Origin of the sequence: Rhizobium sp. YTUHZ045 (genome assembly GCF_051124255.1) — a bacterium.
In the GTDB taxonomy this organism is placed as follows: Bacteria; Pseudomonadota; Alphaproteobacteria; order Rhizobiales; family Rhizobiaceae; genus Rhizobium.
In genome coordinates, this window is the sequence record NZ_CP101432.1 from 735,470 (window position 1) to 750,097 (window position 14,628).

Here is a 14,628-nt window from a genome sequence, read left to right on the forward strand (position 1 = left end):
TGTCATACTCTGGTGGGGCAACTATCACTCCGGCGAACACCCCTATTCCGTTCACGATCGGGGTACGGTCATCACCTCCGCGCTCGCACTGGACAGCAGATCGAAGAGCTGTAGGGCGTCGATCGAGTGGGATAGCTATCTTGTCTTTTGCTTCAGCAGCCGCGAAGCTGCAGAGCAATTCAGGGATCGCTGGGACGGCCAGTTTATCGATACGGACGAAGTGGCCCGCAATGGGGCCTGGACGCCGAAGGAGGGAGATGTGTGCAATCTATACCGGATGGATGCGAAGGATTGGGTCAATAAGTGGGCTCAAGACGTCGAGAGTCTGGTCAACTTGATGCCGGCCTACCAGATGAACCCGGACCAATTGGGCCCGATCGTCCGCAACACAGCAGATGGCCGCAAGCAGCTTGTCCATGCGAGATGGGGTCTTCCTTCGCCATTCTTCGTGATCAAACAGGCAGCTGAGGCCCGGGCAGAGAAATTGCGCCAGAAGGGCAAGCCCGTCGACATGGACATGCTCATCCGGACGGAGCCGGATAAGGGCGTCACCAACGTCCGCAACCTCAATGTTTCGCACTGGAAGAAATGGTTCGGCGTCCAGAGCCGTTGCATAGTGCCGGTGACCAGTTTTGCCGAACCCGATCCCGCCAGCAAACAGGACGGTGGAAGCACGCCGAACGCGTGGTTCGCCCGTGACGACAGTAGGCCGTTGATGTTCTTCGCTGGGATCCACGTTCCGCAATGGCAAAGCGTTCGGAAAGTCAAGGATGGTCTTACGACCGACGACCTCTACGGCTTCTTGACCACCGACCCCAACGATGTCGTCAAACCGATCCATGGAAAGGCGATGCCGGTCTTGCTGCTGACGCAAGAAGAAGTCGACGTGTGGATGCGCGCCCCTTGGGAAGAGGCGAAGGCGCTCGCCCGCCCGCTGCCGAACGATGCAATCAGGGTGATCTCGCGCGAGGCCTATGGCTCCACCATCATCAGCAACGACGGGGAGCCGGTGCAAACGAGTTTGCTGTAATCACCGTGAGTGGACAAGGGCATAAAGGCATCATCGGCGCCGGGCGCTAACCTGATTATCGAGCACTATTGCTGTGTCGCCGGCTGCGCGGAGTGGTCTTAATGGGATGATGACATAACTATACATCATAGATCATTCCAAACCAAAGAAATTGGCTGGCTTCTCAAATGCTGAACGGTCTCGACACCTTCGTGATGAAGCTGATGGGTCAATATTCATCCAAGTCGATTATAGCGAATAAGTTCATTATTCATTTTCTTGACTTGAACACTGTAAAATTTCTGACTCTATTTATATTATTATGGTTTTTATGGTTTTTTCGAAAGAAGTGGAAGCAGGTTGTTGTCGAATGCATCATCGACATGTTCTTCGGAATTGGCATATCGCGATTTATACAACTGTTTCTGCCAGAGCGTCTCAGGCCGCTGCATTCAGGCAATCCCGACTTCGTGCTGCCTTTGGGCGTTGATCCGAAAGCGCTTGAGCATTGGAGTTCCTTCCCCAGTGACCATGCCGCGCTGACCTTCGCGGTATCGACAACGATGTGGCGTGCATCCCGACCGCTTGGTGCGGCCTGCTTCATCTGGTCGACGTTCGTGATTTGCCTGCCGCGCATCTATGCTGGCTATCATTATGCGACCGACATCCTGGGTGGCGCTTTTGTAGGCGTGTGCACAGCCCTTCTGGTTGCACGCCCTCTTCAGAAGCTATTGATGCCGTCTGTGCTAACGGCTGAGGAACGCTTTCCAGGTCTGTTCTTCTCTGGTTTCTTTGTCATATCCTATGAATTTGTGACGCAGTTCGACGAGCTGCGGCTCGTCGGAAGGGCCATTCAACACCTCATCTCGTGATTGCGAGATCGACGAGCTCGGATAAACAGCACATCCTTCCACTGCAGGCCGTTCCGGATCACAGACGACTTGAGCGGCCGGCTGGCGAAAATCGAAACCGTAGCAAGCGGAGATTGGCCTAATTAAGAAGGCCGAAGCTGAGTTTAACTATCTCCAACGCTGTAACGGAACCTAGCCGGTCCCTCGTTCGTTGAGGCAACAGGAAAGCACGGGTGTTCCTCCTGTGCGATCCGTGTTGTCAAGACTTGCCCCGTTTCGGCGGGGCTTTTTTTGTCCGGCATCGTACGGGAACCGCACTATGCCCGATCACCCCGCCGCTGTTGAGGAAGCGATCGACAAGCTGATCGATCTTGACGAGACTGTTCGAGCCCACTTCCAAGACAATTCGAAAGAAATCGCCGAGTGATGTTCAATCGAATTCATCCTCGGATCGTATCAAGGTGAGGGGTTCTAACGCCCGCGGCCTCATGGCGCCGTTTCCATGTGAGGCGCCATCAAACGCGGACGCATCCAGTTCGCGAGTTCGACCGGACAGCCTCGATCCACAGTGGGTACGACAGCAGACATTTAAGTCCCTGCTAATGCTCCCCATATAACATGCTGCGCCGGTCGGGTTCTTCGTCCGGCGTAGCGGCGTGCTCCTGCGTTCATGGATGGTGCAGTTGAGCCGCCGCACTTCTTTCTCAACGGAAGCCGAAGAAGCTCAGGATAGCGAGCACGATGACGACGGCGCCGACGAGCCAGATTAAGTTATTCACGTGGAATCTCCTTCAATGGGAATGAGCCAGGTTGCAAGCACATAATGTTTGGCGGCGGCTCATGTTCCAATGTCCACAATGCCTGGCGCCGCCTGCCAAGACTTGCCCCCTTGCGAGGGCTTCTTTGTCCGGTAGTGTACGGGAACCACAGGCAGCACAGTGATGTTAAGTCACCGGATCGCGGCAGAGAGGCAGTTACTTCGGATCGCACACGCCTTTCAGCTTGCGATCCACCCATCTCAGAGTTGGGTCGTGCGGAGGCAATTTTCCGGTCCGCTCCCAAGCGACGCTCCGCACGGCCCGACAGTTCGGGCCGAATGTGGCCTTCAAACTCCCGCTGGATGCGACCGTTGACCGCCACCGTCGAGGCACGAGCGCAACCCGTTGTGAACGCTCGAATAGCCTGGGCCAGACGACGACATTGGTGACGCCCGTCTCGTCTTCTCTTGCTTGAGCTGAAAAACCGCACCGTCTCCGCAGCTTGCGCGATTCAAACAGTTTTTTCGGCCGTCGCAGGGGCAGGCTCGAGCCGCTTCCTGGCCCACAGCTGAGCAGGTTGTTCGACGTATCTCCGTGAAAGAAGCGCGGCCCCGACGGCGGCTGGGAAAAGGACAATGAAGGGGAACCACGGCTGCTCGCTCAGTTGACCGAAAAGATGGCTCAAAATCAGCTTCACGGGCAAGTGCAACAGGTAGAGCGAATAGGAGCAGACCCCCAGCTCCGCCAGCAATGGTGTGGCCAAAGCTCGTGCCCGGCCCGTCGAGGCGGCCCACACGGCGACGACGAACGCCGCATTGACTGAGAAATAGAGGAGCGGACCGATATGCGCCCAATCCGGACGGCCGAAGAGCGAGTAAAGAACGGAAAGGACGAGCGCCACCCGGGTCAACATCGTCGCCCGGCCGGTATTGATCCGGTAGAGCATCATGCCGGCGATGAACAGGTGGCCGAACTGCGGCATGAGCAGCGACTGCACCATCCAGTCGTTGTAGAGGCGAAAGCCATGTCCAGTCAGGAGCATGAGGCTTCTGACCAGGATCATGAGGGCCAGCCAAGCAACCGCAACAACGTCGATATTCCGAAGGCGTTTGGCCGCAAACACGATGGCCATCGCAGCGTAGAACACGAGTTCGTACGCCAGGGTCCAATATGGGCTGATGAGATTGGGCGCGTAGAGGAAAGCCTGTAGCATCGTGGCATTGATGAGGACGGTTTGCCCGGGAGTCTGGTTGGTTGCCCACAAGAATAGGCCGGCTGCCGCGACGGAAAGCCAGTAAGCGGGATACAGGCGGCAGGCACGGCCCATGGCAAATTGAGAAAGCGAGCGAACGCGCTCCAGCGTCATCAGGATTACGAAGCCGCTGATGACAAAGAACAGCTCGACGCCGAGGAGACCATAGTAAGCGGGTGTGTCGAGATAGTGATAGGCCACGACACCGAGCGCTGCCAGGCCGCGCAAGCCGTCAAGAGCGCGCATGCGCCGAACTTTGGACATGTACGTGGGCATTTAGATCATAAGAAACAGAATTCAGACCGATAGGGTGACTTCCCACTTACAACGTTCACGATGTTTAACATTCTAATTTCTTGCGTATTGATAGAGCATTTAAAGGAATATTCCCTGCGAAGCGCAAGAAAGCAACGTAACCGCCGCGTTTTCTGATCTCATAGTTTCTGGGATAGCGGACGCCTACGACTATGAAGGCGCGGCCGCGCTCATCGAGCGAGTGACCATCACGTCCTGTCGCTTCTGACCAACCGGGTCGTCCGACTCCTCTGGGGAAAAGCACTAGAGTGGCGCGAACGAGTCGCAGCAACCACACTCCGTGCCATTTCCGGGTTCAATTGCATAACCGAAAGCGGTCAATGTGGTCATTGGCATCAAGCAGCCCCTTCACGACCACGCCAACGCTGATGAGAACGACAGATCCAATTGCTGCTGCAATATTCTAAAAGCTGGGCGCATTTTGTTTCCCGCTGCGGGTCGCTGTTTGTGTTTCACTGGTATCGAACGACAGATTGTTCGTGCAAGCTCTCCCAGTGACTGTTGTTTGGACCTTTGCGGGCATAGCGCCTCTGCGGTCCGTGCGGCGGTTTGCCTCTCGCCTTCTACTTCCGACGCTTTCGCGGATCGAAGTCGATAACCTTGCCCATATATGCCCCTATTATCATTAGTGATCCAAAGGCCGTTCAGGCCCGCCGTCCGCCAATTGCGGTCATCAGAACTAATTCAAGGAAAGGTGACGAGGAGCAAAACGAGTATGTCGTGAAAGACAAACCCGTTGCCACCCCTACTTCCCTGACCTATCAGCACCATGGTTGAGACATTCAACTTCGGGACCATCCGAAATCCGCCGTATTGAAGAGGACGAACAGCCATTGCGGCGGCGCAAACCTTCCTTACTTCTCCCACTGATTTCAAAAACGGTCCGCTAGGGATATTGCCGATGGGATGGGACGCACTCAGGCATTGGGGTGAAGACGCGGTTCGCGTCGAACGGCTGGCGGGTGGAGTTGCCAACGACGTGTGGAGCGTTCGGGTCCAGGGGCAGATCGCCGTCCGTGCCGATGAGAGTGGGAAGCTATATAGCAGTTTGCAATCAAATTGACATGAACACCTATCCATGCGTCGCGACGGTAAACATCTGCTTATCAAATGAATCGTTCAAGGTGGGGTGTGAAACACCGGTCACGCTGGCAGCCTTGTTCACGACGACCGATTGAGCCGCGCCACCAATCCCATCCTGAATGCTGCGGCTCAAGTCGGTGTCAACAGGGTCGCGCCGGTCGGCGCATTGGGGTCTGCCCAGCGACGGATAGTGCCGGTGCCCAAATCAGCGCCGTAAAGCCAGCCGTCCGGTCCCTTCTGAATGTCTACCAGATAGGGGACGCCCGTATCGAAGACCTGTACGTTCGAGATCTGCCGGCTTGCGTTCATCGTTGCGGTGTAGACATTTCCATTGACAAGATCCGCAAACATCAGGGTGTTGTCGTTGTAGAAGTCCCCGACGGTGATCGCAGTGGCGTTGTCGGGCGAACCGTGGCTTCTCGATAGCAGCGGAAAAACAGCAGCCTGATCAGAAGGGCTGTTTCGGTTCCCATTGTTGTAGAAGCTGATCGCTTGAGGGAGATCCTGGTAGCCGCCTGTTCGGCCAGGACCTTCCAGATACGGCCAACCGAAATTCGATCCTGCAGGGCCGGTATTTATTTCCTCCCAAGTGGTCCAGCCGACATCTCCGAGCACGGGCAGGTTGGTCACTGGATCGAAGGTGAAGCGATAGGCGTTGCGCACGCCCGAATAGAATACCTTGGACTGATTGCTGTTCGGATCTGCGGGGTCATAGAAGGGGTTCCCAGGAACACCCGCGCCGGTCATCGGATCTATCCTCAGGACTTTGCCGGACAGATTGTGAACGTCTTGAGCGCGAACCGTGCGAGGGTCCATGAAATTGTATGAGGTGCCGTCTCCGTTGCTGAAGTACAGCATGCCGTCGGGCCCGAAATGGAGTGCTCCATTGGAATGGGAGTCGCTGTCCGTCGCCAGATAGTCCCGAATATTCTGGTTCTGGATTCCGGCGCGATCTGGATCGTTGTCCTGCGTTCCCACCTCGATCTGGCTTGCAGGGGCGGTAATGGTGGTGCCGTTGACGATGCCGGACGGCGGGATGTTCACAGCACCGGTACTGTCGAGATCCGGACGGCTGGTGTATGCCCAGGTGCTGTTGGTACCGGCCAGCACGACCATGCTGGCCGGATCGGCAATCATCGTGTTGGGGTTGACCGTAAGCCGAATGAGGCGCGAAGGACGGTTCCCTTTGGTATCCGGTCCCGCCAGGCCGGTTCCATTCGCGGTTTCCGGCGGATCGTAGGTGTAGAGCAGATAGACGTATGGATTTGCCGCGAAGTTCGGATGAATTGCCAGCCCCAGCATCCCCCGGTCTCCGGGCGTATAGTTGACCTGGCTGGACAAATCGACAAGCGGCGTCGATCTGAGCGTGCCGTTGTCCACCACCCGCACAATGCCATTCTGCTGCGCGACAATCATATAGCGGCCATCGGGGGTCCAATCGAGGGCCGTTGGCTCGGTCAAGCCGGACACGACGGTCTGTCGGACCAGATTGCCGAGGTTGCTGTCGTCGTCCAGGATGTTGACGGTCGCAGTCGTTTGGCTCCCCAGGACAGCACCTGTCGGGTTGCTCAAGGTTAAAGTGAAGCTTTCGTTGCTCTCGGCCGTCGTGTTGTTGAGCAGCGGAACAGAAATGGTCTGGATCGCTTGCCCTGCGGCAAAGGTGAGCACGCCCGTTGTTGTCGTATAATCGGAGCCCGCGATCGCGCTGCCATTGCTCGTTGCATATGCGACGGTGGCCGTGGCATCGATGTTTCCGCTGCGCTGAACCGTGATGGTGGCGGCGGCGGCCGCCTCCGACAAGGTGATGACCGGATTGTTCAGGGAGATGGTTGGTGCGGAATCGTTGTCGACGATGGAGACCAGGACAGTCCGCGGCGCTGCCAGGGAGCCACCAGGCCCGGGATTCTGGATGCCGACAGAAAATGTCTCGGTTCCTTCGGCATCAGGATCATTGACGATTGGGATGGCAAACGTCTTGCTGCTCTCGCCGTCCTCGAAAACAACTTGGCCCGTATTGGCTCGGCCATTGAAGGTCGGCAACGTATAGTCCGCTCCAGCCTGTGCCGCTCCGGCTCCGCCGATCTCGTTGGTCGTGTACTCCAGTGTCAGCTGTCCGCTCGTACTGCCTGTGCGAACGACGGTGATTGTTGCAGCGCCCGCTGTTTCACTGACGTAGATGGTGGCGTTGTCCCGCAAGGCAACGCTTGATCCAGCAGAGAAGACGACGTCGCGGAAGTAGTTTTCGTTCTGGTAGACGAGGGCTGGAAACATGCCGATGGTTTCGTTGTAGACACCGGCGCCGACCGGGGCGGTCAATCCGCCATTGCTGATCGGATTGGCGAAGCCGTTCGAGGTCAGCGAATAGTAGCTGTTGGCATTGACCGAGACGACATAGGTGGTGCCGGCATTGATGACCAGCGGGCTTGCCAAGGTCTGCTGCTGCCAGCCTGAGGCGGTCTCATTGGTGAAGGTGACGCTTGCCAGCTGCTGCCCGGTAGCCGACCAGATGCGGCCGACATGCGTGCCGGTCTCGCTGGGAGACTTGTAATAGCGGACCGCCTGGATCGAACCGGTATTGCTGCTGACGAAGCGCATCCCGACTTCCCAGTCCACTCCCGGCCCGTCGGTGAAGTTGGGTTGGGCCGGTGTCTGGGTGGTGAAGAGGCTGACGGGGCTGGAACTTACTGAGGTAATCGGCGCAGTCGCCGCGCTCACGACGGTCTCGCCAGTGCCACGCAGGTCGGTATAGGTGGCATTCACCCGCACGCGCTTGCCGACGAGACTGCTGCCGAGGGTCAGGCTTTGCCCGGCCGCGACGTCACTCCACGTAGTGCCGTTGTCGCTGCTCTGCCACAGATAGGTGACGCTTGCCGGCAGGCCATCGATGTCACTGAGGCTGGCGGTCAGGGTCTGGCCCTGGCTCGCTGTGCCAGTGATCGAGATCACGCCGGGATCGTTGACATTGGCGACTGCCGAGGGCGTCGCCGGGCTGGTGACATTTTCGCTGTTGCCGAGGTTGTCGATGTAACTGGCTGTTGCCCGCACGAAATTGCCGACCTGGGCCTGCTGCAGGGTCAGCGTATTGGCAGTCGCTCCGCCGATATTGCTCCAGGTGGTGCCGTTGCTGCTCTGCTGCCATTGATAGCTCACCGATCCCGGCACACCGTCCGCGTCGGTGACAGTGGCCGTCAACACCTGACCCTGCGTCGCCGTCCCGCTGATGCCAAGCACACCCGGGTGGTTGTCGGGATTGGCCGCCGCGGCAGAAAACACGACATCGCGGAAGTAGTTTTCGTTCTGGTAGACCAGGGCTGGAAACGTGCCAATGGTTTCGTTGTAGACACCGGCGCCGACCGGGGCGGTCAATCCGCCATTGCTGATCGGGTTGGCGAAGCCGTTCGAGGTCAGCGAATAGTAGCTGTTGGCATTGACCGAGACGACATAGGTGGTGCCGGCATTGATGACCAGCGGGCTTGCCAAGGTCTGCTGCTGCCAGCCTGAGGCGGTCTCATTGGTGAAGGTGACGCTTGCCAGCTGCTGCCCGGTAGCCGACCAGATGCGGCCGACATGCGTGCCGGTCTCGCTGGGAGACTTGTAATAGCGGACCGCCTGGATCGAACCGGTATTGCTGCTGACGAAGCGCATCCCGACTTCCCAGTCCACTCCCGGCCCGTCGGTGAAGTTGGGTTGGGCCGGTGTCTGGGTGGTGAAGAGGCTGACGGGGCTGGAACTTACTGAGGTAATCGGCGCAGTCGCCGCGCTCACGACGGTCTCGCCAGTGCCACGCAGGTCGGTATAGGTGGCATTCACCCGCACGCGCTTGCCGACGAGACTGCTGCCGAGGGTCAGGCTTTGCCCGCCGGCGACGTCACTCCACGTACTGCCGTTGTCGCTGCTCTGCCACAGATAGGTGACGCTTGCCGGCAGGCCATCGATGTCACTGAGGCTGGCGGTCAGGGTCTGGCCCTGGCTCGCTATGCCAGTGATCGAGATCACGCCGGGATCGTTGACATTGGCGACTGCCGAGGACGTCGCCGGGCTGGTGACATTCTCGCTGTTGCCGAGGTTGTCGATGTAACTGGCTGTTGCCCGCACGAAATTGCCGACCTGGGCCTGCTGCAGGGTCAGCGTGTTGGCAGTCGCTCCGCCAATATTGCTCCACGTGGTGCCGTTGCTGCTCTGCTGCCACTGATAGCTCACCGATCCCGGCACACCGTCCGCGTCGGTGACAGCGGCCGTCAGCACCTGACCTTGCGTCGCGGTCCCGCTGATGCCAAGCACACCCGGACGGTTGTTGGCACTGACAATCGCTGCGGTCGGCGCGCTCGCCCGGTTGGTTTCGACACCACCCAGCTGATCGGTGTAAGTGGTCCTCACACGGACTTGCCTGCCCACCTGCGCTGCCTGGAGTGTCCAGCTCGGACCGGTGGCTCCGGCGATGTCGGTCCAGGTCGTCCCGATCAGCTGCTGCCAGCGATAGGTGATCGACACGTTGGCGAGCCCATCGAGGTCGGTAACGGCCGCGGTCAGGGCCTGGCCCTGAACGGGCGTACCGGTGATCGTCGCCACGCCTGCGTCGTTCACGTTGGCGACTGCCGTCGTCGGACCGCTTGCGACCGCCTCGTTGTTGCCAAGGGCATCGGTATAGGTGGCGGTCGCTCGAACCTGCTTCCCAACCAGTGCTTGCTGCAGGCTGAGGGTTTTCGCAGTGGCGCCGGCAATGTTGCCCCACGTGCCGCCGCCATCGCCGCTTTGCTGCCATTGGTAAGCGACGATGGTCCCGGCCGGGAGCCCGTCGACATCGGTAACACCCGCCGCGATCGTGCGATTTTGATTTGCGGCCCCGATGATGGAGACGACGCCAATGTCGTTGCCGGCAGGATTGCTCGCGACGATCGGGGATGTGGCCAGGCTGGTTCGATTGTTTTCGGTTCCTCCCGACTGATCGGTATAGGTTACCTGGACGCGGACCTGCCTGCCGACCTGCGCTGCCTGAAGCGTCCACGTCGAGCCGGTGGCGTTTGCGATGTTGCTCCAGGTGTTTCCGATCAGTTGCTGCCAGCGATAGCTGATCGATACATTGGCGAGCCCATCCAGATCCAAGACCGCGGCGGTCAGGGCTTGGCCTTGTACAGGTGTACCGGTGATCGCGACTACGCCTATGTCGCTCACGTTGGCGACGGCGGTATTGGTGGTGCTGGCAACCAGTTCCTGGTTACCCAAAGCATCGGTGTAAGCAGCGGTTGCCCGCACCCGCTTTCCGACTTGAGCCTGCTGCAAGGTCAGGGCGGCTGTGGCTGCGCCCGTTATGTTGCTCCATGTGACACCGTTATCGCTGCTCTGCTGCCACTGATAGGTAATGACCGTCCCTGACGGCAACCCGTCAACATCGGTGACGTTTGCCGCCAAGGTCTGATTCTGAGTCAGAGTCCCGCTGAGAGAAACAACGCCCTGCGCCATCACGCTACCTCCGCATCAACCTGTCGATGTTGTCTGCTAAGTCGTCGAGGCGTGGCTGCGGGAGTCCAGTGTCCCGCTTTTCCCCACGCGCGCTGAACTCCACTGCGCGGACTATGCTCCGATCCTTTGGACTTTCCAATTAGCTCTTTGTTGGTAGAACTCTGTCACTCCTCACACGCCCTTGGTGCACTGGAGCTCAGCTGCAGGCTGGCTAATGGGTGCGGACGACGCGGCCTTTGCCACTCTATGTGCCGATGAAGTCGGGGCTTTCGTGGCTCGCGCCAAGCTGCGGACTTGGCGCAGGAGATTTCCGCGTTACCTAAGCCGGCGGCATGGAGGTGGACGATGAAGATACAGAAATTCACGATTGCTGACGCTTCGCTGGAGCGTTCCCCCGGGCAGGAGGCAGATATCCGCGTCGGCAATCTCGTCGATGAGCGGCATGGCGGGCCGATCACCATCGGTTACGGACGTTACGCGCCGGGCCAGAGCCTGACCGAAACGATTGCGGTCGACGATGTCATGATCGTCCTGGAAGGACGGCTTTCGGTTTCGACAGAGGCGGGGACGGTCAGCGCCGGGCCGGGCGAGATCGTCTACATGCCGAAGGGCGAGACCGTGACGATCCGCTCGCATGAGGAGGGCGCGCTCACCGCCTATGTCACCTATCCGCATTGGCGGCCGGCGCATGCGTAGGCCGCGCATGCGTGGCCCTCAATCTGAAAAAGCGAAACGATTATGTGGTGGCGGTGCGTGACGCCAAAAGCGCTAACTGTCTGCTGATCACACAGTCAAGCCATCTATCGCTCGATCACGCCGGGAACCGGCTCCTGTTCCTGACGGGATCTGGGACCGCTTCCTTTCAGCGCTTCCACGAAACGGACCACGTCGCCGATCAGGCTATCGCTGAAGATGTCGTTGTGACCCGCACTGTCATAGATCACCATTCGCTTGGGTTCGGGTGCGATCTCGTACAGCGCCTGCCCTGAAGACAGTGGGATGCTGTCATCAAGCCTGCCGTGGAGGAACAACTTCGGTTGTCTGACCTTGCCTATGTTGAGGTCCGAGCGAAACGGATCCTTGAGAAGAATTTCAGCCGGGAGGAACGGATAGCGCGCCTGCGCAACCGACAGAACCGACAGGTACGGCGATACAAGAATGACCCCGGCGGCCGGCCTCTTCGCGGCGGTGTTCACGGCGACGCCGGTGCCAAGTGACCGGCCGAGCACGACGATCTCGCTTCCGGCGTGTGCCGAAAGCCAGTCGAATGCGGCGATGCCGTCGGTCAGCAGCCCCTGTTCGCTAGGTGAGCCGGTCGATCCGGGATAGCCGCGATAGGAAATCGCCAGCAAGCCGATCCCGTGCGCGGCCAGCGCCTGAGCGAGAAACGCGTAATTGTCGACGCGGTCACCGTTTCCGAAAAACAGGAGCACGCAAGGCTTGTCGCTGTCGCTCTGGCTGTACAATCCTTGAAGCATCTCGCCGTCGGGCGTCTTGACGTGGACCGACTCGCCCCAACTCGGGTGGTCCGGAGCAGGTGTGGCGCCGGCTCCGGGATAAAGCAGTCTTGCCTGCGAAAAATAAACCAGAGCCACGATCGCCATGTAGGCGATGACCGCCATCAGCGGCAAGATCAGCAAGTACTTTGTGGTGCTCACGACAGAATGTACCCGCCGGTTTGGCAATGCCCAGGACGCTTTGCAGCAACGCGCCCCGTTATGGCGTGGTGTGCTCGGCATAGCGGCAATATAGGCACGAATCGTTGCTGCGGAGAAGAGGTCGAAGACGACGATGTCCTCAGCGGGGCTTCGGCGATAACACCTATCAAACCGCAATAGCCCTTGGCGCGTGCCTCTCAGGCTGGAAAAGGGTTTTGCCAAGCATCCAGTTCTTCAAGCCGTGCGTACCACTTTTGGATATGCCGGAATTCGGCGAGTGGTATGTCGGCAGCGGTTGCATAAGGAAGTGCAACTGCCAGTGCGAAATCGGCAACGGTCAGTGTCTTCCCGACGGCGACGCTGTTCTCGGCCAAATGATCGTCGAGCACCCGGGCATGGAGCCGAAAACTCGTCTTCGCGTCTTCGATCACGGCGACGTCAGGCTTCCCGCCGAACAACGGCTTGATCAAACTTTCAAACCACAGCGTTGCTCCATGCCGCGTGAAATGGCTGGCATCCCAGCTCAACCAGCGCAGCACGTCGATCTGCCGATGGTCATGCGGCCAGAAATCCGACGCGACTGTGTCGGACAGCCTGCACATGATGGCGTTCGCTTCCCATAAGGTTCCGGCCTCCTCCTGCAGCACCGGGACTTTCCCGTTCGGGTTTAGCGCCAGGAATTCCGCGGTTCGCTGCTCTCCGCTGGCCAGGTCAACCCTGACGAACTCCACGTCGGCTTGAAGAAAACGCGCGGCGGCGCATGCCTTTCGCGGATTGAGCGTCTCGCAATAGTAAAGCTTCATTGTCGCCTTACCCATGATTTTGCCCTTCGGCGGTTCCCAGAAAAGAGTTCAATCGTTCGAAACTTTGAGACCAACCGGATTCATGACCCTCAAGCGAGGATGCGCTGGCAAATCCGCTCTGCCGAAAAGTCATTTCCGTGCCTCCGTCGCTTTCCCTGAAGGTGATCGTGACGATCGTTTCGGGGCGGGTTTCGCCGGTTGCGGTCTCCCAGGCATGGGTGAAGACAAGCCTGTGCGGCGGCTCGACCTCCAGATATCTTCCGCCGACCCAATGCTCTTCTCCATCCGGTGCAATCAGACAGGCGCGGTGTCTGCCGCCTGGCCAGGCTTCCAGCCTGTCGCCGACCGCCGTGAAGCCGTGAGGGCCACACCATTGCACCAGGGCTTTCGGGTCGGTCCATGCCTTGAAAACGAGATCGCAGGGGGCATCGAACCTTCGCACGAGAACCAAGTCACGGCTATTGTCTGTTTCGGTCTCGGGATTGGTCATTTTCGTTTCCTTGTACCTTGGAGAGGTAGTCATCGAGACGATCGAAGCTTTCATCCCAGAAGCGCCTGTAATCGGCGATCCAATCCGCAATTGTCTTCAAGGCTGCCGGCTCGAGGATGCGGGGACGCGAATTCGCTTCCCGGCCGGAGCGGATCAACCCGGCCTGTTCCAGGACTTTGAGATGCTTTGAGATGGCGGGTTGAGACAGCTCGAAGGGGTCCGCGAGTTCGGCTACGGTCGCCTTGCCGTTGGCAAGCCGCGCGAGAATTGCTCTGCGTGTGGGGTCGGAGAGGGCGGAAAAAATCGCATCAAGCCTGTCGTCCATAAATCACCAATCAGCTATATAGCCAAATGGTTATATTCTATGCGTAGAAATGTCAAAGATAATTTATGGACTCCGCAATGGCAGGAAGAAACTCGACCCCCGGTGGGCAAGCAACGATGTCGTGAGCGGAATCTTCCCCGCTCGCGACCGAGCACCCGAGAGACCATTTTGCGGGCGCTTCCCGAGCATCACATCGGCGGCATCTTTTCGAATTTCGCCACGTCAGGATCGACCCGATCCCAGGCGAGTCCGCGCACGGTGTAGGTTGCCATTTGCGGCTGATATCGCTCGGGCTCGTCGAGGCTGGCTGCGTGGATGGTGAAGAAATCGGGCATGTAGGAGAAGGTCAGGTAAACAGGCGCGCCGCAGGCCGGGCAGAAGCCGCGGGTTTTGACATTGCCGTTGTCGGCGACCATCTGCCAGTGGCTGGCCACTCCTTCAAGCTTCACCGCCTGCCGGCTCGGGAAGGTCAGATAGGATCCGTGGCCGGTGCCGCTCGTCCGCTGGCAATCGCGGCACTGGCAGTCGTTCATCGCAATCGGCTCGGCCGAGATCTCGTAATGGATGGCGCCGCAGGCGCAGCCGCCGGTATAAGGCTTGCTCATTGCTTTCTCCTGAACAAAT

The 14,628-nt window shown here is 58.9% G+C and carries 10 protein-coding genes and 1 pseudogene; 4 read left to right on the forward strand and 7 right to left on the reverse strand.

Features of this window, described 5'->3' with window-relative positions; genetic code table 11:
• The first annotated feature begins 259 nt into the window (after positions 1-259).
• Both NMA58_RS03590 and NMA58_RS03595 read left to right on the forward strand, forming a co-directional pair.
• Entirely contained in the window at positions 260-1,030 is a 771-nt protein-coding gene (locus tag NMA58_RS03590) for an SOS response-associated peptidase (RefSeq protein WP_434713495.1), read from the forward strand.
• Between the two features lie 167 nt (positions 1,031-1,197).
• Positions 1,198-1,881, forward strand: a complete 684-nt coding sequence (locus NMA58_RS03595; RefSeq protein WP_434712372.1) for a phosphatase PAP2 family protein — start codon at positions 1,198-1,200, stop codon at positions 1,879-1,881.
• A gap of 1,248 nt (positions 1,882-3,129) precedes the next feature.
• Here the strand turns inward: NMA58_RS03595 and NMA58_RS03600 are convergent.
• Entirely contained in the window at positions 3,130-4,116 is a 987-nt protein-coding gene (locus NMA58_RS03600; protein WP_430958655.1) for an acyltransferase family protein, read from the reverse strand.
• A 970-nt stretch (positions 4,117-5,086) separates the two neighbouring features.
• Between NMA58_RS03600 and NMA58_RS03605 the strand changes: the two are divergent.
• Positions 5,087-5,200 (forward strand): annotated as a pseudogene (locus NMA58_RS03605) (aminoglycoside phosphotransferase); the annotation flags it as partial.
• Between the two features lie 197 nt (positions 5,201-5,397).
• Here the strand turns inward: NMA58_RS03605 and NMA58_RS03610 are convergent.
• The gene (locus tag NMA58_RS03610) at positions 5,398-10,728 is read right to left on the reverse strand and encodes a DUF4082 domain-containing protein (RefSeq protein ID WP_434712374.1); all 5,331 of its coding nucleotides are present in this window, start codon (positions 10,726-10,728) and stop codon (positions 5,398-5,400) included.
• A gap of 345 nt (positions 10,729-11,073) precedes the next feature.
• Here NMA58_RS03610 and NMA58_RS03615 point away from each other — a divergent pair, with 345 nt between their 5' ends.
• Positions 11,074-11,424: an AraC family ligand binding domain-containing protein gene (locus tag NMA58_RS03615; RefSeq protein ID WP_434712376.1), complete on the forward strand. Its 351-nt coding sequence runs from the start codon at positions 11,074-11,076 to the stop codon at positions 11,422-11,424.
• 104 nt (positions 11,425-11,528) lie between these two features.
• On the opposite strand, the gene NMA58_RS03620 is transcribed toward NMA58_RS03615, so the two are convergent.
• The 5 genes from NMA58_RS03620 to NMA58_RS03640 form a co-directional block, all read right to left on the reverse strand.
• Positions 11,529-12,386 carry an alpha/beta hydrolase gene (locus NMA58_RS03620; protein WP_434712377.1) on the reverse strand — a complete coding sequence of 286 codons (858 nt, stop codon included), beginning with the start codon at positions 12,384-12,386 and terminating at the stop codon, positions 11,529-11,531.
• Between the two features lie 197 nt (positions 12,387-12,583).
• Complete coding sequence (locus NMA58_RS03625) at positions 12,584-13,204, reverse strand: glutathione S-transferase family protein (RefSeq protein ID WP_434712378.1); 621 nt, start codon at positions 13,202-13,204, stop codon at positions 12,584-12,586.
• A complete protein-coding gene (locus NMA58_RS03630) occupies positions 13,197-13,679 on the reverse strand; it encodes an SRPBCC family protein (protein ID WP_434712380.1) in 483 nt (160 codons plus the stop codon). Before NMA58_RS03630 ends, NMA58_RS03625 begins: the two co-directional genes overlap by 8 nt.
• Positions 13,648-14,004 (reverse strand): ArsR/SmtB family transcription factor, encoded by a 357-nt coding sequence (locus NMA58_RS03635; RefSeq protein ID WP_097601497.1) that lies wholly within the window; start codon positions 14,002-14,004, stop codon positions 13,648-13,650. Before NMA58_RS03635 ends, NMA58_RS03630 begins: the two co-directional genes overlap by 32 nt.
• Before the next feature lie 188 nt (positions 14,005-14,192).
• Positions 14,193-14,609, reverse strand: coding sequence for a GFA family protein (locus tag NMA58_RS03640; RefSeq protein WP_097601498.1), 417 nt, complete (start codon positions 14,607-14,609; stop codon positions 14,193-14,195).
• Positions 14,610-14,628: the final 19 nt, after the last annotated feature.